This window comes from Streptococcus sp. STC1396 (genome assembly GCF_058933875.1).
In genome coordinates, this window is the sequence record NZ_JBZYCU010000010.1 from 42,968 (window position 1) to 65,145 (window position 22,178).

The window sequence follows — 22,178 nt, forward strand, 5'->3', positions numbered from 1 at the left end:
ATGATTTTTTAAGACAGTCTTTCTTCGAGGACAAAGTCAATCGGCAGCCAAGCTAAAACCTGCTCTATCTGCTTTTCCCAGTAATACCACTCATGCTTACCTGGACTGTGGCTGTAAGTAATATCCAAGCCCAAGTCTTGCAGATTTTTCACAGCCTCCTGATTTGCCTTGTAGAGAAAATCCTCTTCACCGCACCATGCCCAAAGCTTCGTCTTTTTATCAGATTGCTTGGCTATACTTTCCAGCGAATGGGGGCTGCTGGTCCAGTCTTTAAAGTCTCCAAAAACTCCTCGCCAGTAGGCTGGTGTTGCCATGTCAACATCATCTGGATGACTATCAAGAAAACTCAAAGCCCCTGAAAGACTTGCCGCGTATGAAAAACGGTTAGACTTGAGAGCCAGCTTAAAGGCTCCGTATCCGCCCATGGAAAGACCAGCAATAAAATTCTTCTCCCTCTTATCTGACATATTTGGGAAAAAGCGCTTGAGCACCCGAGGCAGCTCCTCAGCGATGGCCTCGTAATAGTTAAAGCCGTACTGAGTATCGGTGTACCAGCCGTTGCTGGTATTAGGCATAACAACAATCAGGTTAGTCGAGCGAACCAGACGTTCGATATTTGAGCGCTTGAGCCAGCTATTGTGATTACCGTTCATACCATGAAGCAGGTACAAAACAGGAATATCCTTATCATCTGGCTTGTCCACGCGCGACGCATCTGGATAGAGAACATTGACTCCCCACTCCATCTCCAAGGCTTCTGAATAATATTCTATCTGCATCACTGCCATCTTTTTTCTCCTCTTGTAAAAACTTCTGTTCTTGACTAGGCATCACAGCCAGCCACACTCTGAAAGCAAAGCCTGTTCTGCGACCGCCAAAAGATAAGAAAAAGCCGATATTCGACTTTCTCTCTGCAAAATACTGGGAAAGTTGCTCCCTCGAGTGACTCTAGCGAACTTCCATGACAACCGGAAGAATAGCCGGCCGGCGCTTGGTTTGCTCAAAGAGGAACTTAGCTAGATTATCACGGACAGCTCCCTTGAGTTCGCCCCAGTCAAAGCTTTCCTGAGCCAGGTACTCTTCCACTGTCTTATTGATCAGGTCAGTACTCTCCCGCAGGATGTCACGACTCTTCTTGACATAGACAAATCCGCGAGTATGAACCTTGGCTTTGGAAATGATTTTCTTCTCCTTGCGATTGACTGTAAGTGCCACGATGAAGATGCCGTCTTCAGACAGAACCTTGCGGTCACGCAGGACGATATTGCCCACATCGCCGATGGCATTTCCATCAATCATGACATCACCCGCTGGCACTGCTCCAGCTGGTACAAAGTCACCCTTTTCGTATGCCATAATGCTACCACGTTTAGGAATCAAGATGTTTTCTGGTAAAATCCCGACTTCCATGGCCGCCTTAGCATGGGCGTCCAGTCCGCGGTACTCTCCCTGAATCGGGAAGAGGTACTTGGGTTGCAGCAAATTGATCATGAGCTGCAAGTCACGCGCATTGGCATGACCAGATACACGCAAGTTTTGGGTAATTAACTTGACCACTCCGCCAGCTTGGTAAATCATGTTTTCCACACGTGCTACGACTGCTTCCTTGGCAATAGATGGCGTTGTAACAATATAAACCAAATCCCCGTCTTTGATTTCTACATAACGGTGACGGCCAATGGACATCTTGCGCAGCCCATTGATGGGCTCACCCATCCGACCTGTCTCCAAGATAATCAGCTCATGGTCTTCAAACTTGGACATTTCTTTGGGCTTGATCAACAAACGCTCGTCAACCAGGGACAGTTTTTTGAGCCGAATAGCTGTGCGGACGATATTTTCAATATCAAAACCAGTCAAAACAACCCGCCGGCCTGTTTCTGCCGCTGCTTTAAAAACTTGCTGGATACGAGATAGATTGCTGGCAACCGCAGCCACGATAACCCGACCGCCCCAGTCAGCAATAGTATCTTCAATCTCTCTTCCAACCTCGCTTTCGCTAGCAACCTGAATCTTACTGTCAGCATTGGCCGAATCGCTCAGTAAAGCCAGAACTCCCTCGCGGCCAATCTCAGCCAGACGGCCAAAATCTGTCGCATAGGACTCACTAGCAGATTGGTCAAATTTGAAGTCTCCAGTGTAGACGATGTTTCCTTCCGCTGTCTTAATCACAATCCCCAGACTCTCTGGGATAGAGTGGGTCGTCCGGAAGAAAGAGACCACAACCTTACCAAACTCAATCTCTGTATTTTCATCAATGACATGAAAATCATTGAATTTTTTGACGACATCATTATTTTTGACAAAAAGCTTTGCTAGTTCAATCGTCAGCTCTGAGCCGAAAACAGGCACTTTAGCATCTGCCAAAAGATAAGGCAGGGCTCCAATAGCATCCGCATGACCATGGGTCAAAAAGACACCTGCGATACGATCCTTGTTTTCAAACAGATAATCCATGTTGGGAATGACAAGATCCACTCCCAGCTGCTCATTTTCTGGGTATTTGAGCCCAGCATCCAATACAAAAATGGAATCCTCCACTTCGGCAACGTAGAGATTTTTCCCATTCTCACGCACACCGCCTAAAGCAATCAGTTTAATATTGCTCTTACTCATCTTTACTCCTATCAATTTTTATTCTGTCAGCATTCAGCTGAACAAATGATTTTTTATTACTAACGGTCCTTGGAAAACCAAGTCGAATTACAGTTTTGCAAACACAGTTCGCACATCTTACTCATTATAGCATTTTCCCGACCTTTTTTCAAAACAAAGAAAGGATAAGTCACTCATGTGCGTGCCCCTCTTTATTTAGTCACTTACAACACCACCCCAATAGATAGTTTCAAAACTTGACAGTAAATCTCTTTTTCAGTATAATGAAAGTGAACAACGTTCATATTGAGGTGACAAAATGAATACAGTTGTAACATCAAAAGAGAAAATATTAAAAACGAGCCGGGAGCTGATTCAAGAGCAGGGCTGGTCTGCGGTCAGCATTCGCTCGGTCGCAGCTGCCTGCGAGGTGTCGATAGGCTCTATCTACAATTATTTTGATTCTAAGACAGACTTAATCAGTTCTACGGTGGAAAGCGTCTGGTGCGAGATTTTTCACCGTCCCGAGGATGCTGCTGTGTTTCAGGATATTCAGGCCTGTGTGACATGGATTTACGAACGAATGGCCTACGGCTGTAAACAGTATCCTGGCTTTTTCACTCTGCATTCGCTCGGTTTCATGCGAGAAGACAAAGCTGACGGCAAGCAGCGGATGCAGCAGACTTGGCAGCATATTTTAGCTGGCTTGTGCTCTGCCTTGAAACAAGATGTCAACATTCGGGCAGATGCTTTCACGGAAGATTTTACCGCCGAAAAATTTGCAGATGTCTTGTTTTCCCTAATGATTTCGGCTCTACTGCGGCAAGACTATGACCCCTCAGCCGTGCTGGAGATTATCCGCCGAACGCTTTATTAAAATTCCTACTGAATTGTGGGAAATTTTTATCCAGTAAATTGAACGTTGTTCAGAAAGGAGCTATTTCATGAAGGTAAAACGAAATACCTTGCTACTTATCGCCTGTCTTGTATGGACCACAGCAGGTTTTAACATCCTTCGCATTGGACTTTTAGCCTATCCTGCCTATCAAGGAATAGTAAATTATCTGCTGACCGCACTGGTTTTCGCTGTGTTTCAAATCTTTATTTTCGGCAAACTGGTCAAAAAGCACACAAGCAGGATTCGTGCTTATCAAGAAGAACGCCACTTTTTTCTCAAATTCTTTGACGGAAAATCCTTTGCTATCATGGCAATGATGATGACCGTCGGTATCTGGTTACGGTCAAGCGGTTTTGCACCAGAGCGGTTTATCGCGTTTTTCTATACTGGTCTAGGAGCTTCTCTTTTACTGGCAGGGCTCTTGTTTGGCTTTAACTTTGGCAAAGAAATGTTTGCAGCTGACAAAGAAAGATAGTGAATAATTTAAGAAAAGAGGCGATTAATTGATGCAAGCAATCGTAGAAACACTTTTTGATGCTGTCTATCTGGTAGCCGTCATGACCATTGGCATCCTGATGATTCGTAAAAGCAAGGGAAATTCTCAATTCCGTTTATTCGGATGGATGGCGGTGGTACTGGGAGCAGGTGATTCTTTCCATCTGATTCCCCGTGCGCTGGCACTATGCACCACTGGACTTGGACAGTTTACCGTTCCTCTAGGTCTTGGAAAATGGATTACCTCCGTCACCATGACCGTCTTCTATGTGCTACTTTACTATGTCTGGCGGCAGCGGTATCAGGTCAAGGAACAAAATGGTCTGACTGCTGTCGTGTACGCTTTAGCTGGTGTACGGATTCTGCTTTGCATGATGCCACAGAATCAATGGTTAAGTTCCGACTCCCCTCTTTCTTGGGGCATCTATCGCAACATTCCCTTTACGCTAATGGGTTTATTAATCATTGTGTTCTTCTATCAGAGTGCAAAGGAACACAGGGATCAAGCCTTCCGCTGGATGTGGCTGACTATTGTGCTCAGCTTTGCTTTTTATATCCCGGTAGTGCTATGGGCAGATACTCTTCCTCTGGTCGGGATGCTGATGATTCCTAAGACCTGTGCCTATATTTGGACAGTGTTCATCGGATATTTTGCAATGAAAAAAGAATGTGAGTAAAGAAAAAATGAACTTGAAACGATACATGAACGCCTCTGTGCTCTATGCCATCCTTGCTATGGTGGGAGGGGTGTTTTACCGCGAATTCACTAAATTCAATAGTTTTACTGCCAAAACCTCTCTCGGAGTCGTGCATACACACTACTTCCTGCTGGGCATGGTCGTCTTCCTTTTGTTACTCCTGCTAGAAAAGAACTTTGCCTTTACTGGAGCAAAGACGAAGCGCCTGTTGCTGACTTATCATATCGGTCTGAACCTAACTGCTGTGATGCTTGTGGTGCGGGGTGTGACACAGGTCTTAGGTATGGCACTCTCCTCTAGTATGAGCGCGGCAATCTCTGGCATCGCTGGGATTGGACATATCCTGCTTGGAATCAGCTTAGTGCTCTTGTTGCTGCAAGTCAAGCGAAGTGTGTCAGATATGCGCTAGATTTTCCTAATATTATTCCTGATTGCTGGATATTCTCAGCGAAGCGGAAGACCGAGAATAATCGTCACTTTATTCCAGAAGAAAAATTGTAAAATATAGTGCAACAAAAAACTCACAGAACTTCAAATAGTGTAAACTGTAAGTAACCACACCGACAGATACATAAGGAGATTCTATGAGCTACTATCATCTTACCATAAAGGAACGACTTAAGATAGAGACCTATGTGGAATTAGGGCTAAATTTGTCTCAAATTGCAACTAAGCTTGGTGTCCATCGCTCGACTATCAGTAGAGAGTTGAAACCTTGTCCAAAACAGTATTCAGCTGAAAGAGCTCAAAAATCTTATGAAGACTTAGCGAAATAAAAGGACGAAAAATAGCTTGCACACCAGAACTCCAAAAAGAAATAGAGCCTACTCTAAAAGACTCTTGGTCGCCAGAACAGATACAAGGTCGCTTTAAACTTGAGAATAGACACATAGTGGCCTTTAAAACCATTTACAATTGGATCTATAGCGGTGTGATTCAGGTTGAATTAGCAACCTTAAGACGAAAAGGAAAAAGCAGGCAAGTTCCAGAAACTAGGGGAAAGTTCACGATCGGAACTCCCATTTCTAAACGTCCCAAAGAGGTTACAAAGCGTGAAGTCGTTGGCCATTGGGAGCTAGATACGGTGGTTTCCCCAAGAGGAGACAGTAAAGGATGCCTAGCAACCTTTCTGGAGAGAAAGACTCGGTTTTATCTGGCTTTCAAAATGCCAGACAGAACAGCTAAATCCATGTTGTCTGCTATTGAACAATTTACAAAGCTCTTTCCGAAAGAGTTTCTAAAGACCTTCACTTCAGATAGAGGAAAAGAGTTTGCTTGTTTCCCTTTCGTTGAACAAATGGGGATTCCGTTTTATTTTGCGGATGCCTATTCCTCTTGGCAAAGATGAAGTAATGAGAATGCCAATGGGCTTCTTCGTGAGTATTTTCCTAAGAAAACCGATTTAGCAACCATTACTGAAAAAGCGCTAAGCGAGACCTTACTGGCTATGAATCATCGTCCCAGAAAATGCTTGGGTTACAAAACAGCTTTTGAAGCACTTAGAGATGAGGTTTAAAAATGTTGCACTTTTTATTGCAATTTATCTTGAGTAAAAAATGATGAGTCTAGTCTTACTAGAAACTAGACTCATCACTTTTCTTTCTTTTCTTCACTTCCAAATACCAGCCCAACAACCAGAGTAAGACTAGAAAATAATTCTCTACCCAACCTAAGAGATTAGCGCCATTAGCCACTTGCAGGTAACCCAATAAGTGATTGGTCCCAAAGCCTAGACCACCCAAGATAAGGGCTGTCAAAGTCAACCGTAGGTAAAACCAGTCGTAGCGGATGAGATTCCCAATTAAGAGAGGTAGCAAGGCTAGATTCCAGAAGCCGATTTCCCTTTGCCAATAGGGAGAAAGGCCATAAGCGGATTCCTTCCCTAATAACTGGGGCTGGAAAATCTGAATGATAGCTGCTCCCAGCATAGCAAGAATAAGCAGGATAAAGGCTAGTCGTAAAAATTTATTCACGTCGTTCTCCTTTTTATTAAATTTTTTAATATTATACTACTTCAAATATTCTTTAACAATATTAAGAACAGCTGGTCTTTTCTCGTTTAGAGAGTTTTGCGTTTCTTAGCGGCTTTGGAAAAAGCAATATCCTGAATCTGATCATAGCGCAGGAATTGCTGAATAAGCTCCCTGTCGCTTACCTCAGGATCCAAATCAATGACATAGTCTAGCTTGATGGTCTTCTTTGCAGCTGACTGGATAGAGGTCAACTCAACCGACTTGCAGGCCGTTTCAAAGAGAGCTTCAAAAAGCACTTCATAGTCGAAATCAGCCGGAATCTGAATCTGAACATAGCGTCTGGTCTGACTCACAGAGCTAAAACTCATCTTTTCAAAGAGCAACCAAACCAAGGAAATAAAGAGAGTAAAGACAATCCCAAGAGTTACAAAGCCCATACCTGTCGTAATCCCAATCGCTGTCGCCATAAAGATAGCCAAGAGCTCCTTGGAGCCTCCTGCTGCCGATCGGAAGCGAATCAAACTGAAGGTCCCCGCTACGGCGACACTGGTACCCAGATTGCCATTGACCAAAAAGATGATCATAGAAATAATCGTCGGCAAAAGGGAAAGAGTGATGACAAACTCTTTGGTATAGATGGTCTGGTGCTTATAAACCTTGGCCAAAACGATTCCCAAAACTAAGCTGATTGCCAGAGAAAAAAGTAGAGCTAAGAGATTAATCTTTACCTCGGTCGAGGAATAAATACTGTTAAATAGCTGATCAAGCATAGGCTATCCCTCCTTAGGACTTGAGCGTTTGAGCCATTCTTTCCTTCATTTTCAGATAGGCTCTGCCATATTTTGAGAAGGACTGATCCTCAATACCATACTTAGTTAAGATATCCGCCAACCACTGAGGATATTGACCGGAAATTTTGATTTCCATAATCACCTGACCCTCTTCCAACAAAGGTAAGCCATAGCGACCTGATGTTAAATCTACATCATAATCTCGATAACGGATATTGGAATCGACCGTCACACGAACTTTTTTGTCTTCTAACCCCTTCATCGAATAGCGCTCATAGCTAATCACCATTTTTGGCTTCAAGTCCACATAACGCTCCTGCAGCTCTTCCACTTCTGCCTTAACACGCTCGTCAGAAATAGTCTGATCTGCTAGACCATTCTCAATATAATTGACAACAGACGTTAGATTTGAAACTAGACGGTATTTAAAACCTACTTCATCACATTTTTTCTTGATTTCCAAGAATACCTGACTATCATCTGTTGGTTCTTCCACATAAGTCCGCATCCGCAACTTTTCACGCCCGCCCTTTTTGGCAATCGAATCCTGAATCATCTGGAAATCATCGTTGTCAAAATATACATTGGAAATTGTCGAAGTCGCATAATCGTCTGGAATCAGGTAAGGCTGCATCTCAGCCTCCAGCAGAGCCAGCATTGCTCGGTCTAAAATATACTTGGTTTCGATACGTTGGAAGTTGGTTTGGATTTGCTTTTGTTTCATTTAAATTCTCCTTTTGTTCTACAAATGTAGTTTTTCTTTTTAAAAGAAAGAGAGCTTCCGCTCTACATCTCACAAGCATCTGGCTAAGCTATATCTGTCTTCTCCTTTCCTAACAGTATTTTCAAAAGACTTTCTACAAGTGTAGTTTATAGTTATATTCTACACTTGTCGTTCTTGAAAGTCAAGAGCAAAATGAGTGATTTTTCTAAAAAAATGAACGAGTCTCCTCTAATAATTAAAGAAAAGCAAATTTAGGTTAGAAAACGGACTGAAAGATTGTTGGTGCGAGCAGCTGAAGTTCGTTAAGGAGATCTAACATCAACTTTTCAAAGAACCTGAAAAAATAAAAAAATCTACCAGACCAAGCTTTTAAGAAACTTAGACCAGCAGAATTCTTTTATCTAATCATCGTCATCATCGTCATCGTCCTGATCATCATCAGTATCTGGATCATCCTGAGAAACCGTATTCTGGGCAGAGGGCTGTACTGTTGTCGCGCCGGCACCAGTGCCCGTACTATAAGAACTGGCTGTTCCCGTCTGTCCTGTGACTGGAGTTTCATTGTTGGCTGGATTGGCTCCAGTAGCCGATGAGGAAGGACTGACTTCTTTCTCGACTGTCACTGTCTTTTCGATAGTGGTGTGCTGCTTGGACTGGAGAAGCTTCCCATCCTTAGCATTGATAATAATCTCATGAACTGTCTGTTCGTGAGAAAAACGAATTTTATAAGTATCTTTTTCACGCACAACCTGCAGGTCTTTAACATCCTTTTCAGCAAGAGACAGTTCTTTTAGGGCCGCAGTTAGAGCTTGACTCTGGCTGAGCCCCTGAGACTGCTTCTGACTGGTCACAGGCTTGCTCTTTTGCACTTGGACATCTGGACTTTCAAAGGCAAAGACCGAGCTAGACAGCAGCAAAAGGAAAGGAGCTGCCACTATAAAGGCAGTGGATAAAAACTTTTTAGGCAGGCGACTATCCATAATGCCAATAATCCGCCGCTTAAGATTAAACTTGTCGGAGTAAAAGCAAGTCGTCAGGGCAATAGGGCTCTTTTTGCTGCGGTCGATCATGGTCAGAATCGTTTCGCCATAAAAAGTACGATACTCCGTATCTCGACTGCTTAGAACATCATAGTCACAGTACATTTCTCCTACTTCTTGCATCTCTCGACAGGCAAAGCGAACAACTGGGTTAAACCAATGCAAGCTCCTAGCAAGAATCCCTAAGAGATTGACCAAAATATCTCGGTGCTTGTAGTGAGTCAGCTCATGCTTGAAAATCAACTGTAGCTCTTCCTCTGTATAGTCCAGCTCTGGCAAGACGATCAAAATATCTCTGAAACCAAGCAACATCGGACTTTGAGTCATAGGATAGTGAAGCAGACGAATCTTGCTGTTCATCCCCATTTCCTGCTGAACAATCGGCAACTGAGCAAGCGTTCCCTCGTCCCGAACCTCTGTCCCCCAACGCTGCAACATCTTTCTGAAGCGAATATAGGAATAAACATACCTACCTAAGCTAAAGGCAAAGCCGACCAGCCAGACAACAAAGAGAATTTCAAACCACGGCAGCCTTAGAAAAGCCTCCCACAGATTTGACTGGGCAGCTTTTTCAGCTACTTGCGAACTTCCTTGTGCTCCATCTGTCCCAACAGCAGTGACTGCCGTCTGAACAGTCGGTCCAGCATTCAGCCGAATCAAGCCTGAGCCCAATTGGGGACGAAATGGGACAAGAAAACTCAGCAGGACCAGAAACCAGATAAAATATTTGACCTTGACCGAAATCTTGGTCTTTAAAGCCGCAAAAAGAAGACTTAGCAAAAGAACCAAAATTGATGTCGAAAGACTGGTCAGCAGGAAGGACAAAAGGAGCTGTTTCATGGCTATTACCTCATCTTACTCTTTCTGATTCAGGAGATTACGCAACTCATCTAGTTCATTTTCTGAAAATGAATTAGACGAAAAAAGTGTTTTGACAAAACCACCCATGGAATGACCGCTGTAGCGCTTCAGGAAGTCTGACGTTTCCACTTCTAGGTATTCCTCCTCCGAAATCAAGGCTGTGTACTGCCTTTCACGCCCCTTGCGGACGCTTTCTAAAAATCCCTTTTCCGTCAAGCGTGCTAAGACCGTCAACAAAGTTTGAGGTTTCCAATGGTTGTCTTCTCCCAGTTTTTCCATGATTTGGGCTGAAGTCGTTGGGTTTGGCAAATGCCAAATAATCTTTAAGATAGCAAATTCACCATCTGGCAAACGTTTCATTGAACTTTTCATTGTTTTTATATACTTTCTAAAGGCTATTTCTAACTTTATTCTACACATGTCTAACAAAAAAGTCAATCATTATGTAAAAAAAGAGCGGGAAATCTCAGCCAAGAGGTCACCCTTGCCACCTCTCCACGGACTAGCAGCCACCGTATAGTCTGTATAGCGACTCGGATAAAGAACAAAGCCATCATGATGCTTGACCACGACAATGACTCATTTAAAACCTGTTTCTTTCATAACCCTAATCCACTGGTCTGTATTCAGTTTAGTCGGATTGAAACGCTTGGGATCTTCTTGACCATTCCTCCACTCCTGCTCATAAAAAGCATTGATGTCAAAATGGATAAAAATCGCCAATTCATCTCGATGAGATGATAAGCCAGTTGAGCTGCCGAAGGCAAGGGACCAAAATCCGAAAGCTCTTCCAATTTCTTCACTATTCCTCCTTTTGGATTAGCCGGTGTGTCCAGAACGAGCGCCCATCTTCCCCATCCCAACTAGAATCCTCATCGCTTTGAATATCAAAAAGGAGAGAACCAATCCAGTCTTCTCCAGATGCTAGCTGACATCGACCCACTACAGTTGACAAAGAGTCAAGAAAATGACCTCTAGCTTTACTCGGCTAGAGGTCTGACTTACCTTGCTGATATTTGAGAACATTCAGTTCATCTCATTCGGAACTGAACAACAACTTGATTGTTGATTATTTAATTTATTAAATTTTTAATTCCTTTAACCGCTAATGATTTTCTTTTATCTTAGCATCAAAAACATTTATAATAAAGCAACTATTGATTAATATCTCGAAGTCTGAAAACCATCTAAAAGCTTCTACTTTCTATCCCACCGTCATAATCAGATAAGCTAAGCAGGCCTATCTAATGATTTAACCAATAGTCCAGTAAAGCAACTACTTATATGTTACAAACAACTATATTTATCAGCAAAGCAAATCGAATGCGAAATTAATTTTTTCCTTTCCCTATCTTTACTTATATTATACTCCTCTTCACAGAAAAATGCAAGCGTTTACAATCAAAAAATATAAATTTTTTAAATAATTTTTGCAACTAAAAAGAGCTGAAAATATCAGCTCACAATCTTATTCAAATAAGCTATAGTAATCCGCTATGGTCATCTTGGCTTTTTCTTCCTGCTTGAGGTCTTGGATGATCTGGCCTTCCTTCATGACAATCAGGCGATTGCCATATTTGAGAGCATCCTCCATGTGGTGGGTAATCATGAGGGCCGTCAGCTGGTCTCTGCGAACAAAGTCGTCAGTTAGCTCCATAAGGGCCACACTGGTCTTGGGATCCAGCGCTGCCGTATGCTCGTCTAAAAGAAGCAGTTCTGGGCGCTTGATCGTCGCCATGAGTAGACTCAAAGCCTGTCTCTGACCACCAGAGAGAAACTCAATCGGTGTATCCAGATGTTTTTCCAGACCATTGCCAATTTTATCGATGGTCTCCTGAAATTCCTGCCGGTGGCTATTCAGCCGACGAGGGACTAGACCGCGGGATTCGCCACGAAACTTGGCAATCAGCAGGTTTTCCGCCACTGTCATCCGAGGGGCCGTTCCCATCTTGGGATCTTGAAAAACACGCGACAGATATTTGGCTCTCCTTTCAGGTGAAAAGTTGGTCACATTCTCACCCAGGATATAAATACTGCCACTGCTCAGAGGGAGGGTACCGGCAATGACATTAAAAAGAGTCGATTTACCTGCCCCATTGCCACCCAAAATCGTGATAAAATCATGCTCATGAATCTCCAGCGACACATCGTTTAGGATGACCTTTTCTTCATCAAAGCCGTTATTGACCCGCTTGCTGGCATTTTTTAATTCTACAATCGCTGTCATTTGCTTAACTTAGCTCCTTTAAAGAATTTATTTTTCAAGGTCGGAATCATGAGGCAAACTGCCAAGATAACCGCACTGTAGAGGCGGAGATAGCTCGTATTGAAACCAAGAGCGATGACACCCCAAATCAGAAACTGATAGGCAATGGCACCAACTACAATGGTAATCAGACGTTCAGCCAAGGTCAGGCTCTTAAAGAGAACTTCCCCGATAATCAGACTCGCCAAGCCGACAACGATAACCCCAATCCCGCGAGACACATCTGAATAGCCTTCCTGCTGGGCAATCAGAGCACCAGACAAGGCAATGACGCCATTAGACAAGATCATGCCCATCAATTCCATGCGTCCAGTATTGATACCGAAACTACGTGCCATATCAGGATTGTCTCCAGTCGCGATATAGGCCTGCCCTAGCTTGGTATCTAGGAAAAAGAGCAGGGCTGCAATGACTAGACTGACAAAAATCAAGCCTGTCAGGAGATTGTTTATTTCTCCAGAGAAGGGCAAAAAGTCCTGAATCTGCCGAGTTCCCAGCAGACCTAGGTTAGCCCGCCCCATAATCATAAGCATAATGGAATGGCAAGAAGTCATGACCAAAATCCCTGATAGCAGGGTTGGAATCTTGCCCTTGGTATAGAGAAGCCCTGTCGCCAAACCTGCTAGACAGCCTGCCAGTACCGCAGCTGCCGTTGCCAAGAAAGGGTTCATCCCTTTGGTAATCAAGGTGACGGCTACCGCTCCACCTAGAGGAAAGGAACCTTCAGTCGTCATATCTGGAAAATTCAAAATCCGGAAGGTCATGAAAATCCCCAGACCCAAAATGGCCCAGACCAGCCCTTGTGAAATAATGGAAAGAATCATCTTATTGTCCTAACTAAATTAAAATCGTATTCCTATTTTAACACAAAAAAGCAGCCAATTTCAATGTTGATGCGCAAACAAAGAAATTGGCTCCTTGACTATTCACTTAACCACTGTCATCCGTCCTGTGTCCACATCGTAAACTGCCCCTGAGATTTCTACATCGTCGGGAATCAGTGGTGACTGCCGCAGCAATTTCATATCTTTACGTACACTTTCCTCCACATCTGTAAATGGAAGAAAATCCTGACCGCTAACATCAACGCCCAGCTCTTGATTGAGAAAAGCAGTAAACTCTTCATTTTTGAAAGTCTGTGCTCCACAATCCGTATGGTGCAGGACTACGATTTCCCGCGTGCCCAACTGCTGCTGCGAAATAACCAGCGAGCGAATCATATCCTCCGTCACTCGACCGCCAGCATTGCGCAAGATATGGGCGTCTCCTAGTGCCAGTCCCAGAGCCTGAGCCACATGGAGCCTAGAGTCCATGCAGGTCACGATTGCCACCTTGGTCTTGGGCTTGATAGGCAGATGTGCTGTTCCATGCAGATCAACATAAGCTTGATTGGCCTTCATAAAATTTTCAAAATAAGACATTTTTCCCCCTCGTAGATACTTTGATAATCAAATAATTTTCTCTTATCTTACCATCTTTTCGGTCATTTGTCAGCTGTTAGCTTTTTTATAAAAAAGCTAGGACAGATAAATTCAGCACCTGTCCTAGTTTGTCTTTTTATGAGCTTTTTGGAATATACTTGCTGAGTGAGCCTGCAAAGGTTTGAAGATTAAGGCTTTGAACATAGATTTCTCCAGTACCTCGGAAGGTATTGACTACGCCTTCTCCCGTTCCGATAGACTGCCAGAAACCATTTTCCAGATGGATATTATAATCCAAAGACTGGCTCCAAGCTACTACATGGGCATTGTCAATGGTCACTTCTTGGTTATTCAGTTCAATTTTCTTAATAGAGCCAAAAGCATTGGCCAAAAGTGTGCCTTGCCCTTGGGTCGTCATAACAAAGAGACCGCCCTGACCGCCAAAGAGAGCCTTGCCAACAGACTGGCGCTCCATCGTATAGTAAGCCGTACCATCAAGAGCCAGAAAAGCTCCGTCATTGAGCCGATACTGCTTCTCTCCCAGATAAAGAGGAATGACCTGACCAGGAGCATCCGGCGCCAGAGCCAAAAAGCCATTATCCGACTGAGCGACCGCCTGCGTGATGAAGGTGCTTTCGCCAGACACCATCGAACGCCCAACTGCTTTGACAAAGCGTCCCAAACCAGAACCGCTAGCATTGAGCTGGGTGTTCAAGGTTACATTAGGCGTGTGGTAGACCATACTGCCACGCTGAATAAATACTGTCTCACCTTGATTTAGGTGTAGGTCAACGAGTGGGAATTGCATATTGCTATCCATGGAAAATCTCATGATCTTACCTCCGTGTTTTTATATGATTAGATTATAACATTGGAAAAATATTTTTGCAAACAAAAACTAGTCTGACAATAAAATTTAGCCAAAAACCTTTTTCAGAACTTCCCCAATCGTCGTCACACCGATGACTTGGATATTGTCTGGAACTTTGAGACCGTTCAGAGAGTTTTTAGGAGCGTAGACTTTGGTGAAGCCCAGCTTTGCTGCTTCGTTGATGCGCTGCTCGATGCGATTAACCCGACGGATTTCACCAGTCAGGCCAATTTCACCGATAAAACACTCTTGAGGATTGGTCGGCAGATCCTTGTAGCTGGAAGCAATGGCGACCGCTACCGCCAAATCAATGGCTGGTTCATCTAGCTTGACGCCGCCAGCAGACTTGAGGTAGGCATCTTGATTTTGCAGGAGGAGTCCTGCCCTCTTTTCCAGAACTGCCATGATGAGGCTGGCTCGGTTAAAGTCCAGTCCAGTCGTGGTCCGCTTGGCATTGCCGAACATGGTCGGTGTCACCAAAGCCTGCACCTCTGCTAAAATCGGCCGCGTCCCTTCCATAGTTACAACGATGGAAGAGCCTGTCGCGCCGTCCAGTCGTTCTTCCAGAAAGACTTGGCTTGGATTGAGCACCTCGACTAGCCCGCCAGACTGCATCTCAAAAATGCCGATTTCATTGGTCGAACCAAAGCGATTTTTAACTGCCCGTAAAATACGGAACGTGTGTTGGCGTTCGCCCTCAAAATAAAGCACGGTATCCACCATGTGCTCTAGCGTGCGGGGACCTGCTAAGGTTCCTTCCTTAGTCATGTGACCAACGATAAAGGTCGCGATATTATTGGTCTTGGCCAGCTGCATGAGCTCAGCTGTCACCTCTCGAACCTGAGAGACAGAGCCTTGAACACTGGAAATCTCCGGCGACATAACTGTTTGAATAGAGTCGATAATCAGAAAATCAGGCTTGATTTTTTCAATCTCGGTGCGGATGTTTTGCATATTGGTCTCGGCGTAGAGATAAAATTCACTGTCAATATCACCGAGCCGTTCCGCCCGCAGCTTAATCTGCTCAGCTGATTCCTCCCCGCTGACATAAAGGACTGTGCCCTGATGAGAAAGCTGGGTGGATACCTGCAGAAGCAGGGTGGACTTCCCGATACCAGGATCCCCGCCAATCAGAACCAGACTGCCTGGCACTACACCACCACCCAGCACACGATTGAACTCGTCCATTTCTGTCTTGGTCCGGTTGACATCAATCGAAGTGACCTCAGCCAGCTTCATAGGACGGGTCTTTTCGCCCGTCAAGGAAACGCGGCCATGCTTGACCTCAGCGGTCTCTACTTCCTCAACAAAAGAAGACCAAGAGCCACAGTTAGGACAGCGGCCTAGATACTTGGGCGAATGGTATTCACAATTTTGACAGACAAAGGTTGTTTTTTTCTTAGCTATGGTAGACCTCCTTTATATTTCTAATTCACATTCAACAAACTGGCAAAAATCAATCTGCTTATCAGGTACAAACTGACGGATCAGCATGCGATGGGCTACAACGACTACTGTCTGGTAGTCTCGATACCTTGCCATACAGTCTACAAAACGAGCCTTCATCTCCTCAACCGTCTCATACTGAAAAGGGCTATTGGGAAGTAGCTCCCCATTGCTTTCTAAAAACAGGCTTCGAGCTTTTTCAAAGTTCTCTCTTCCCGTTTCATAAACCTGCCATTCGTGTAGCAAAGACTCTACTCTCAGAGGAAGTCCAGTAGCACAAGCCATATATGATGCTGTTTCTAAAGCCCGCGTCACTGCAGAAGACACCAGCAAGTCAGCTGAACGCAGCAAAGGATTAGCAGCAGCCTCTGTCGCCATCCGACGACCAGCAGCCGACAAGGGAGCCAAATCTAATCCAAAACCAGTATAACCAGCCTCTTCCAAGAGTGAATAATCTGGTTCTCCATGGCGCACAAAAATCACTTTCATCTCAATGCCCAGTAGAGCCAAATCCGCCAGTCCGCACACCGTCGGCTACATCCCCATCTGCAATCAAAAATGGTGCAAAGACAGCTTGAACCACACGTTCGCCAACTTCGAGAATCACTTCCTGATCTGTGATGTTTTTCATCTGAGCAAAGATATGCCCTTCATTTCCAGGATTGCCGTAGTAGTCACCATCAATAACCCCAACGGAGTTAATCAAAACCAGACCTTTTTTACGAGGATTGGACGAGCGGTCATAGAGGTAAAGCACCTCGCCCGGCTGCATATAGGCCTTGACACCCGTCGGAACCAGCTTAATCTCCCCCGGCGCAATGATGATGCGCTCTGCCACTTTTAAATCATATCCTGCTGCGTGAGCCGTCTCTCTCTTGGGCAACAACTCTCCATTTGTAAAGCTGGAAACCAGCTCGAACCCGCGAATTTTCATACAGTTCTCTTTTCTATTTTTACTGTCCCTATTATACTAAATTCGCAAAAAACAAGCAAAAAAACCGCCGATTGGCGGTTCTCCCTAGTATAGATCTCTGATGATCTCTCCATTATCCAGATAGGTAAACTGCTCCGTCAAATCTGATGTGAAAATTTGATACATTTCTTTGAAGCTCAAGGCCAGCGAATAGCGGCCAAGGTCTTCGCGGTTAATCCAGAACACCTCGCCTTCGTCGGATGAAACCAGTTCTCCCTCAAAACGATTGGTCTTGTAAAGAAAAACGATATAGCGCTCAGCTTTTTCAGTGTAAAACTGCTTGACACCACACAAGCAAGGCTCATAGATGGTCAGACCTGTTTCCTCCTTGATTTCCCGTATCACTGACTTGACAAAGGATTCACGATGTTCAACATGGCCGCCTGGAAAGCAAAGGCCGGTCCAATCATCATTTACTTTATTTTGCACTAAAATGCGGTCTCCATCGTAAACCATACACATATTTGTTAAAATAACTCGCTCCGCTCTTGACATCTCTGCTCCTCCATCTAGCAACCGATTCGCTCGGCCTACTTGTGACTCATTATAACATAAAAGACATCAAATTGCTGAAAATCCAGATTTCTCAGCCTTTCCAGCAAAAAAACCGCCGATTGGGCGGTTCTTATAGGGAGATTATTATGAAAAAGAAAAGTTTTAGGATTTCATCAAATAAAGTTAGGAGGTCTTCATTTGATGGTTATATTATATAAAGCTTATCTTAAAATTAGCTAAAAATAATTTAAGAATTTATAATTCTTGCAAAAGATATTGAAATAGTTCTAAATTGCCCTTTTCTTCGTTGATCAAAAACTCTGGATGCCACTGAAGGCCGATGATACGACTGCCATCCACAGCCTCAATCGCTTCGATGGTATTATCTCTGGGGTCAAAGGCAGTTGCTCGGAAATTGGACGCCAAGTCCTTGATGCTTTGGCGATGGACAGAATTAATCTGGCTGGCTTGACCAAATAAACGCTCCACGACGCTGCCCTTCTCTGTGCGAATGGAATGCGAAGTACCAAATGGCTGCCCCTGCCAATGATTGTCAATCTGCTGATTGAGTGTGCCACCAAAAGCGACATTAACCAACTGCAGACCGCGGCAGATAGCCATGACTGGCTTATCCTGACGAATGGCCTCCTTCAAAAGAGCCAGCTCAAACTCATCACGAACCAGATTGTAATCATCGCTGTCAATGGTCTTTTCTTCTCCATAAAACTGTGGGTGAACATTTTGCCCGCCTGACAAAATCAGCTTGTCAATGGTTTCAACATAATCCTGAACTAAACTTTTATCCCCAACGGGAATCACCATCGGCAGGCCACCAACCATTCGTACGCCGTCCACAAACTTGCGTGAAACAGAGGTGTGAATATTTTGTCCAGCTTCATCAACTGGACAAAGATTGGCTGAAATTCCAACAATTGTTCTGCACATACCGTAATTCCCCCTTATTTTGATATAGTATATCTTACCACGCCTTTTCTCAGTCGTCCAATAGATTTTTTTTAAGCTGCTTATAAAATTTTTTTATCAAAGACTCGGTAATCCTCTCAAATAAAAAACTCTCGGATGCACTACAAGCACAAACGAGAGTTTGAAAATATATCTCTACTTCCTACTCAAACACAAACTGGTTATGATAAAGTTCTGAATAGAAGCCGCCGAGTTTGAGGAGTTGATGGTGATTCCCCTGTTCGATAACCTCTCCGTCTTTGAGGACGATAATCTGGTCAGCATTTAGGATTGTCTTGAGGCGATGAGCAATGACAAAGCTGGTCCGGCCAGCTACAATGGCTTCCATGGCCTGCTGAATCTTGCTCTCTGTTACCGTATCGACATTGGAAGTCGCTTCGTCCAAAATCAAGACTTGCGGGTCTGTCAGCAGGGTTCTGGCAATGGAAATCAGCTGCTTCTGTCCAGTTGAGAAGATATTCTGGTCATCATCCACCAGAGTATCGTATTTGTCTGGCAGACTTTCGATATACTCATGAATATGGGTCGCACGCGCAGCGATTTCGACCATCTCCTGACTGGCATCCGGCACACCGAAGCGGATATTGTCCCGAATCGTACCGCTAAAGAGCACCGAATCCTGTAGGACAATGCCCACATGGCTCCGTAGGCTGTCTAGCTCATAGTCTCGAATATCGAGACCGTCAAACCCAATACTACCACTGTCTACATCATAAAAGCGGTTGAGCAGGTTCATAATCGTCGTCTTTCCTGAGCCAGTCGGGCCAACAACAGCTGTCATCTTGCCCTTGGGTGCTGAAATGCTGACATCTTTTAAAATCGGCTTACCTTTCAGATAAGAGAAAGCAACATTCTTGATCTCGACTCCTTCTTTAAGCTCTGTGAAAGCAGGTGCATTTTCAGACCGAACCTCTTCTGGTGCTTCAAACATTTCTTGGATCCGATCAGCGCCAGTAAAAGCAAGCTGTAAGCTCCCCCAACTGGCAGCAATCTGTATGATAGGCTGGTAGTACTGCTGAGAAAATTGAGAATAGGTTGTAATCAATCCGACCGCAACCGCAGTACCAATACTCGAATCATTCAGCAACATAGCCGAACCTACAAAAATCACAATCGCGGTGTTGATAAGACTCAGCCCATTCATAACCGGAAAGAGCAGCCCTGAGCAGGCACGACCTTTAAAAGTTGCCGAACGAACCCTATCATTTTGGGCGACAAAGCCTTTAATCACTTCCTCCTGCATACCTTGAACAATCACAGCCTTCTGGCCCGAAATTGTCTCATCCATATAAGCATTCAGTTTCCCGACCTCTTTTTGCTGGAGGTCTGTATATTTACGAGCCAGCCTGACAATCATGATCAAGACAAGAAGGGCAACAGGTGTGCTCGCTACGGTCATCCAAGCCAAGCTTGCATTTTGGGCAAACATAATCACGACTAGAGCAATATAAAGAAAGATGTTTCTCATCACCTGAATCATGCTCTCATTCAAAGCCTGAAGAATATTGTCCAAGTCACTGGTAAAGCGCGATAAAATGTCTCCATCCTGATGGCGGTCAAAGAAAGCAACTGTCATCTTGGACAGCTTGCCAAACAGGCCCTTGCGCATCTCATTGGTCGAATGAGAAATGACGCGAGACATCAAGGTCATATAGATCATGCTGGAAAGAGACAGACACAAAAAAGTGAAAAACAAGTCCCACATAATGCCTCCAAACACAGTAAGAATCCTTTCTGTATTCTGATTATCGGCGAAAGCGGAGCCCAGCTCAACAAGATTCTGAACGACCTGACCAACGTAAATCGGAAAAAGAACTTGAAGCACTGTGGACAGGAGAATCATGAGGATAACTATTACAAATGACAGTTTGTAGTGTTTAAAATACTGCCAGAAAAATTTCATCGTCCGCATCTTAGTCCTCCTTTCCTTTTTGCGTTTCGTAGATTTCACGGTAAATCTTATTTGTCGCAACTAATTCAGAATGGGTACCCTGACCAATCAACTGCCCTTGATCTAAGACCAAAATTTTATCCGCATGGACTACCGAACTGATTTTTTGGGCGATAATAATCGTTGTTGACCCTTTCAGCTCTTTATTCAGAGCTTCCTGAACCAGCTTTTCAGATTTGGCATCCAATGCCGAGGTGGAATCATCTAGAATGAGGATATTGGGATTATTGACAACTCCGCGAGCAATCGATATCCGCTGTTTTTGCCCACCAGAGAAATTATTCCCACGCTCTTCAACTTCACTCTCAAAAGTATCTTCCATTCGGTTGATAAACTCACTAGCCTGAGCAATCTGAGCAGCTCGCTCCATCTCAGGCAGTGAAGCATTTAACTTCCCTTGACGTAGATTGTCTGCAATCGTTCCCTTGAATAGGATTGCTTTTTGCAAAACAATCGATACATTTTTACGAAGGGTACCCTGACTCAGGTCGCGCAAATCCTTGCCACCAATCATGATAGAACCCTCCTGTGGATCAAAGAGACGAGGAATGAGCTGAGCCAAGGTTGACTTTCCCGCCCCAGTCGCTCCGACAACACCAATCATTTGACCCGCTTGTACTTCAAAACTAATATCTTTGAGTATTGGTTCTTCGTCTGTCGGATAGGTGAAGGTCACATGCTCAAAAGTGAGGCTACCTTCTAGTTTTTCATCAGGAACATCCTTAAATACCATAGCTGGTGCTGTATCTAGAACTTCATTGATTCGGCGGATTGAAATGAGAGCCCGAGTTACTGTATTCCCCAAAAATCCAACCATAATAATCGTAAAGATAATTTGGTTTAAATAGCCAACGAAAGAAGCAATTGAGTTGACGATTCCAGGATCTGCTTGGACCATGCCTGAAAGAGCCCAGATTGCTAAAAATACTGCTCCATATCCAACAAACATCATAATCGGCTCGACAATAGAAAAAGCATAGCCAATGAAAAGATTTTGCGAAAGCAAATCATCAGAAACCTGGCTAAATTTTTTAAATTGCTCCTGCTCTTGAACAAAGGATTTGACTACACGTACACCGCGCAGGTTTTCCTTCGCAATACTATTCATCTTTTCTAAGAGAACTTGAAATTTCCTAAAACGAGGTCCCATCAAACCCATCATTAAAGCAGTCAATCCCGATACCAGCACAATTAATAGGACAATGATCCACCACAGTGATGGTAGGGTCATCAAAGCCAAGATGACTGAGCCAATGAACAGCAAGGGCAAATGGAATAGAATCTGAAAAACCATCATCACCAAATTTTGCACTTGGTTGATATCATTCGTCATCCGAACAACAAGATTTCCGGCATTGAATTTCTCAATATTGGCATAAGAGAAGGTCTGAATTTTACGGAAAGTTGCTTCACGAAGGTCAGAGGAAACGGCCTGAGCAATATAGGCCGCTATAATGACATTGATGCCTCCAGCAACCAAACCAACTATTCCTATACCGATCAGCCAGGCTCCTGTACTGGAAATTGTCTGGCCACTGTTTGACTGGAGCGCATCTAGTATACGTTTCAGCAGCCAAGGCTGGAGCAGCGAGCTGGCAATCATCAGGGCGGCCATTGTGATTGACCCAAGTACAAACCATTTATAGCGTGATAAGGTTTTAAAAAACATATTCCCTCCTGACTCTCTCTTACTTTT

22 protein-coding genes and 2 pseudogenes are annotated in these 22,178 nt (G+C 44.1%); 5 read left to right on the forward strand and 19 right to left on the reverse strand.

The window, feature by feature from the left end; translation table 11 throughout:
* Positions 1-8: 8 nt before the first annotated feature.
* Together AC5FEC_RS04845 and AC5FEC_RS04850 are read right to left on the reverse strand one after the other, a co-directional pair.
* A complete protein-coding gene (locus AC5FEC_RS04845) occupies positions 9-788 on the reverse strand; it encodes an alpha/beta hydrolase (RefSeq protein WP_234550845.1) in 780 nt (259 codons plus the stop codon).
* A gap of 160 nt (positions 789-948) precedes the next feature.
* A complete protein-coding gene (locus AC5FEC_RS04850) occupies positions 949-2,616 on the reverse strand; it encodes a ribonuclease J (RefSeq protein WP_217473516.1) in 1,668 nt (555 codons plus the stop codon).
* A 298-nt stretch (positions 2,617-2,914) separates the two neighbouring features.
* On the opposite strand from AC5FEC_RS04850, the gene AC5FEC_RS04855 reads away from it, so the two are divergent.
* The 5 genes and pseudogenes from AC5FEC_RS04855 (at position 2,915) to AC5FEC_RS04875 (ending at position 6,202) form a co-directional block, all read left to right on the forward strand.
* On the forward strand, positions 2,915-3,472 hold the full coding sequence (locus tag AC5FEC_RS04855) for a TetR/AcrR family transcriptional regulator (RefSeq protein WP_493661474.1): 558 nt from the start codon (positions 2,915-2,917) through the stop codon (positions 3,470-3,472).
* A gap of 67 nt (positions 3,473-3,539) precedes the next feature.
* Entirely contained in the window at positions 3,540-3,968 is a 429-nt protein-coding gene (locus AC5FEC_RS04860; RefSeq protein WP_234550842.1) for a hypothetical protein, read from the forward strand.
* 31 nt (positions 3,969-3,999) lie between these two features.
* A complete protein-coding gene (locus AC5FEC_RS04865; protein WP_493661475.1) occupies positions 4,000-4,665 on the forward strand; it encodes a hypothetical protein in 666 nt (221 codons plus the stop codon).
* A gap of 7 nt (positions 4,666-4,672) precedes the next feature.
* Positions 4,673-5,095, forward strand: a complete 423-nt coding sequence (locus AC5FEC_RS04870) for a DUF2871 domain-containing protein (RefSeq protein WP_493661476.1) — start codon at positions 4,673-4,675, stop codon at positions 5,093-5,095.
* Between the two features lie 175 nt (positions 5,096-5,270).
* Positions 5,271-6,202: pseudogene (locus tag AC5FEC_RS04875) on the forward strand (IS30 family transposase).
* Between the two features lie 58 nt (positions 6,203-6,260).
* On the opposite strand, the gene AC5FEC_RS04880 reads toward AC5FEC_RS04875, so the two are convergent.
* From AC5FEC_RS04880 to AC5FEC_RS04960, 17 genes and pseudogenes are all read right to left on the reverse strand, one after another.
* Positions 6,261-6,659 carry a hypothetical protein gene (locus AC5FEC_RS04880; RefSeq protein WP_037616609.1) on the reverse strand — a complete coding sequence of 133 codons (399 nt, stop codon included), beginning with the start codon at positions 6,657-6,659 and terminating at the stop codon, positions 6,261-6,263.
* 86 nt (positions 6,660-6,745) lie between these two features.
* Complete coding sequence (locus AC5FEC_RS04885; RefSeq protein WP_493661477.1) at positions 6,746-7,429, reverse strand: DUF4956 domain-containing protein; 684 nt, start codon at positions 7,427-7,429, stop codon at positions 6,746-6,748.
* A gap of 13 nt (positions 7,430-7,442) precedes the next feature.
* Positions 7,443-8,174, reverse strand: coding sequence for a polyphosphate polymerase domain-containing protein (locus AC5FEC_RS04890; protein WP_493661478.1), 732 nt, complete (start codon positions 8,172-8,174; stop codon positions 7,443-7,445).
* Between the two features lie 401 nt (positions 8,175-8,575).
* Positions 8,576-10,054, reverse strand: a complete 1,479-nt coding sequence (locus AC5FEC_RS04895; RefSeq protein ID WP_493661479.1) for a M56 family metallopeptidase — start codon at positions 10,052-10,054, stop codon at positions 8,576-8,578.
* Positions 10,055-10,069: 15 nt separating this feature from the next.
* Positions 10,070-10,447: a BlaI/MecI/CopY family transcriptional regulator gene (locus tag AC5FEC_RS04900; RefSeq protein ID WP_062201216.1), complete on the reverse strand. Its 378-nt coding sequence runs from the start codon at positions 10,445-10,447 to the stop codon at positions 10,070-10,072.
* A gap of 81 nt (positions 10,448-10,528) precedes the next feature.
* Positions 10,529-10,878: pseudogene (locus AC5FEC_RS04905) on the reverse strand (alpha-L-fucosidase); the annotation flags it as partial.
* Positions 10,879-11,543: 665 nt separating this feature from the next.
* Positions 11,544-12,302, reverse strand: a complete 759-nt coding sequence (locus AC5FEC_RS04910; protein ID WP_234550834.1) for an ABC transporter ATP-binding protein — start codon at positions 12,300-12,302, stop codon at positions 11,544-11,546.
* Complete coding sequence (locus AC5FEC_RS04915; protein WP_493661480.1) at positions 12,299-13,165, reverse strand: ABC transporter permease; 867 nt, start codon at positions 13,163-13,165, stop codon at positions 12,299-12,301. Before AC5FEC_RS04915 ends, AC5FEC_RS04910 begins: the two co-directional genes overlap by 4 nt.
* A 102-nt stretch (positions 13,166-13,267) precedes the next feature.
* Positions 13,268-13,762: a beta-class carbonic anhydrase gene (locus AC5FEC_RS04920; protein WP_493661481.1), complete on the reverse strand. Its 495-nt coding sequence runs from the start codon at positions 13,760-13,762 to the stop codon at positions 13,268-13,270.
* Positions 13,763-13,898: 136 nt separating this feature from the next.
* Complete coding sequence (locus AC5FEC_RS04925) at positions 13,899-14,594, reverse strand: TIGR00266 family protein (protein WP_037616587.1); 696 nt, start codon at positions 14,592-14,594, stop codon at positions 13,899-13,901.
* A gap of 84 nt (positions 14,595-14,678) precedes the next feature.
* A complete protein-coding gene (radA, locus tag AC5FEC_RS04930; RefSeq protein ID WP_493661496.1) occupies positions 14,679-16,040 on the reverse strand; it encodes a DNA repair protein RadA in 1,362 nt (453 codons plus the stop codon).
* 12 nt (positions 16,041-16,052) lie between these two features.
* The gene (locus AC5FEC_RS04935; protein ID WP_493661497.1) at positions 16,053-16,568 is read right to left on the reverse strand and encodes a histidine phosphatase family protein; all 516 of its coding nucleotides are present in this window, start codon (positions 16,566-16,568) and stop codon (positions 16,053-16,055) included.
* A 1-nt stretch (position 16,569) separates the two neighbouring features.
* Positions 16,570-17,013: a dUTP diphosphatase gene (locus tag AC5FEC_RS04940; RefSeq protein WP_493661482.1), complete on the reverse strand. Its 444-nt coding sequence runs from the start codon at positions 17,011-17,013 to the stop codon at positions 16,570-16,572.
* Between the two features lie 84 nt (positions 17,014-17,097).
* A complete protein-coding gene (locus tag AC5FEC_RS04945) occupies positions 17,098-17,547 on the reverse strand; it encodes an 8-oxo-dGTP diphosphatase (protein WP_493661483.1) in 450 nt (149 codons plus the stop codon).
* Between the two features lie 255 nt (positions 17,548-17,802).
* Positions 17,803-18,492: a gamma-glutamyl-gamma-aminobutyrate hydrolase family protein gene (locus AC5FEC_RS04950; RefSeq protein ID WP_493661484.1), complete on the reverse strand. Its 690-nt coding sequence runs from the start codon at positions 18,490-18,492 to the stop codon at positions 17,803-17,805.
* Positions 18,493-18,673: 181 nt separating this feature from the next.
* Positions 18,674-20,443, reverse strand: a complete 1,770-nt coding sequence (locus tag AC5FEC_RS04955) for an ABC transporter ATP-binding protein (protein ID WP_493661485.1) — start codon at positions 20,441-20,443, stop codon at positions 18,674-18,676.
* A gap of 1 nt (position 20,444) precedes the next feature.
* Positions 20,445-22,151 (reverse strand): ABC transporter ATP-binding protein, encoded by a 1,707-nt coding sequence (locus AC5FEC_RS04960; RefSeq protein WP_493661486.1) that lies wholly within the window; start codon positions 22,149-22,151, stop codon positions 20,445-20,447.
* Between the last annotated feature and the right edge of the window lie 27 nt (positions 22,152-22,178).

What these genes read in the sequence shown, in the direction of transcription:
- AC5FEC_RS04865 (WP_493661475.1), top strand. Translation starts at nt 4,000, where the DNA reads ATGCAAGCAATCGTAGAAACACTTTTTGATGCTGTCTATCTGGTAGCC.
- AC5FEC_RS04855 (WP_493661474.1), top strand. Translation starts at nt 2,915, where the DNA reads ATGAATACAGTTGTAACATCAAAAGAGAAAATATTAAAAACGAGCCGG.
- AC5FEC_RS04950 (WP_493661484.1), bottom strand. Translation starts at nt 18,492, where the DNA reads ATGTGCAGAACAATTGTTGGAATTTCAGCCAATCTTTGTCCAGTTGAT.
- AC5FEC_RS04940 (WP_493661482.1), bottom strand. Translation starts at nt 17,013, where the DNA reads ATGAAAATTCGCGGGTTCGAGCTGGTTTCCAGCTTTACAAATGGAGAG.
- AC5FEC_RS04900 (WP_062201216.1), bottom strand. Translation starts at nt 10,447, where the DNA reads ATGAAAAGTTCAATGAAACGTTTGCCAGATGGTGAATTTGCTATCTTA.
- AC5FEC_RS04935 (WP_493661497.1), bottom strand. Translation starts at nt 16,568, where the DNA reads ATGAAAGTGATTTTTGTGCGCCATGGAGAACCAGATTATTCACTCTTG.
- AC5FEC_RS04920 (WP_493661481.1), bottom strand. Translation starts at nt 13,762, where the DNA reads ATGTCTTATTTTGAAAATTTTATGAAGGCCAATCAAGCTTATGTTGAT.
- AC5FEC_RS04895 (WP_493661479.1), bottom strand. Translation starts at nt 10,054, where the DNA reads ATGAAACAGCTCCTTTTGTCCTTCCTGCTGACCAGTCTTTCGACATCA.
- AC5FEC_RS04955 (WP_493661485.1), bottom strand. Translation starts at nt 20,443, where the DNA reads ATGCGGACGATGAAATTTTTCTGGCAGTATTTTAAACACTACAAACTG.
- AC5FEC_RS04885 (WP_493661477.1), bottom strand. Translation starts at nt 7,429, where the DNA reads ATGCTTGATCAGCTATTTAACAGTATTTATTCCTCGACCGAGGTAAAG.
- AC5FEC_RS04915 (WP_493661480.1), bottom strand. Translation starts at nt 13,165, where the DNA reads ATGATTCTTTCCATTATTTCACAAGGGCTGGTCTGGGCCATTTTGGGT.
- AC5FEC_RS04845 (WP_234550845.1), bottom strand. Translation starts at nt 788, where the DNA reads ATGGCAGTGATGCAGATAGAATATTATTCAGAAGCCTTGGAGATGGAG.
- AC5FEC_RS04945 (WP_493661483.1), bottom strand. Translation starts at nt 17,547, where the DNA reads ATGTCAAGAGCGGAGCGAGTTATTTTAACAAATATGTGTATGGTTTAC.
- AC5FEC_RS04960 (WP_493661486.1), bottom strand. Translation starts at nt 22,151, where the DNA reads ATGTTTTTTAAAACCTTATCACGCTATAAATGGTTTGTACTTGGGTCA.
- AC5FEC_RS04870 (WP_493661476.1), top strand. Translation starts at nt 4,673, where the DNA reads ATGAACTTGAAACGATACATGAACGCCTCTGTGCTCTATGCCATCCTT.
- AC5FEC_RS04850 (WP_217473516.1), bottom strand. Translation starts at nt 2,616, where the DNA reads ATGAGTAAGAGCAATATTAAACTGATTGCTTTAGGCGGTGTGCGTGAG.
- AC5FEC_RS04910 (WP_234550834.1), bottom strand. Translation starts at nt 12,302, where the DNA reads ATGACAGCGATTGTAGAATTAAAAAATGCCAGCAAGCGGGTCAATAAC.
- AC5FEC_RS04860 (WP_234550842.1), top strand. Translation starts at nt 3,540, where the DNA reads ATGAAGGTAAAACGAAATACCTTGCTACTTATCGCCTGTCTTGTATGG.
- AC5FEC_RS04890 (WP_493661478.1), bottom strand. Translation starts at nt 8,174, where the DNA reads ATGAAACAAAAGCAAATCCAAACCAACTTCCAACGTATCGAAACCAAG.
- AC5FEC_RS04925 (WP_037616587.1), bottom strand. Translation starts at nt 14,594, where the DNA reads ATGAGATTTTCCATGGATAGCAATATGCAATTCCCACTCGTTGACCTA.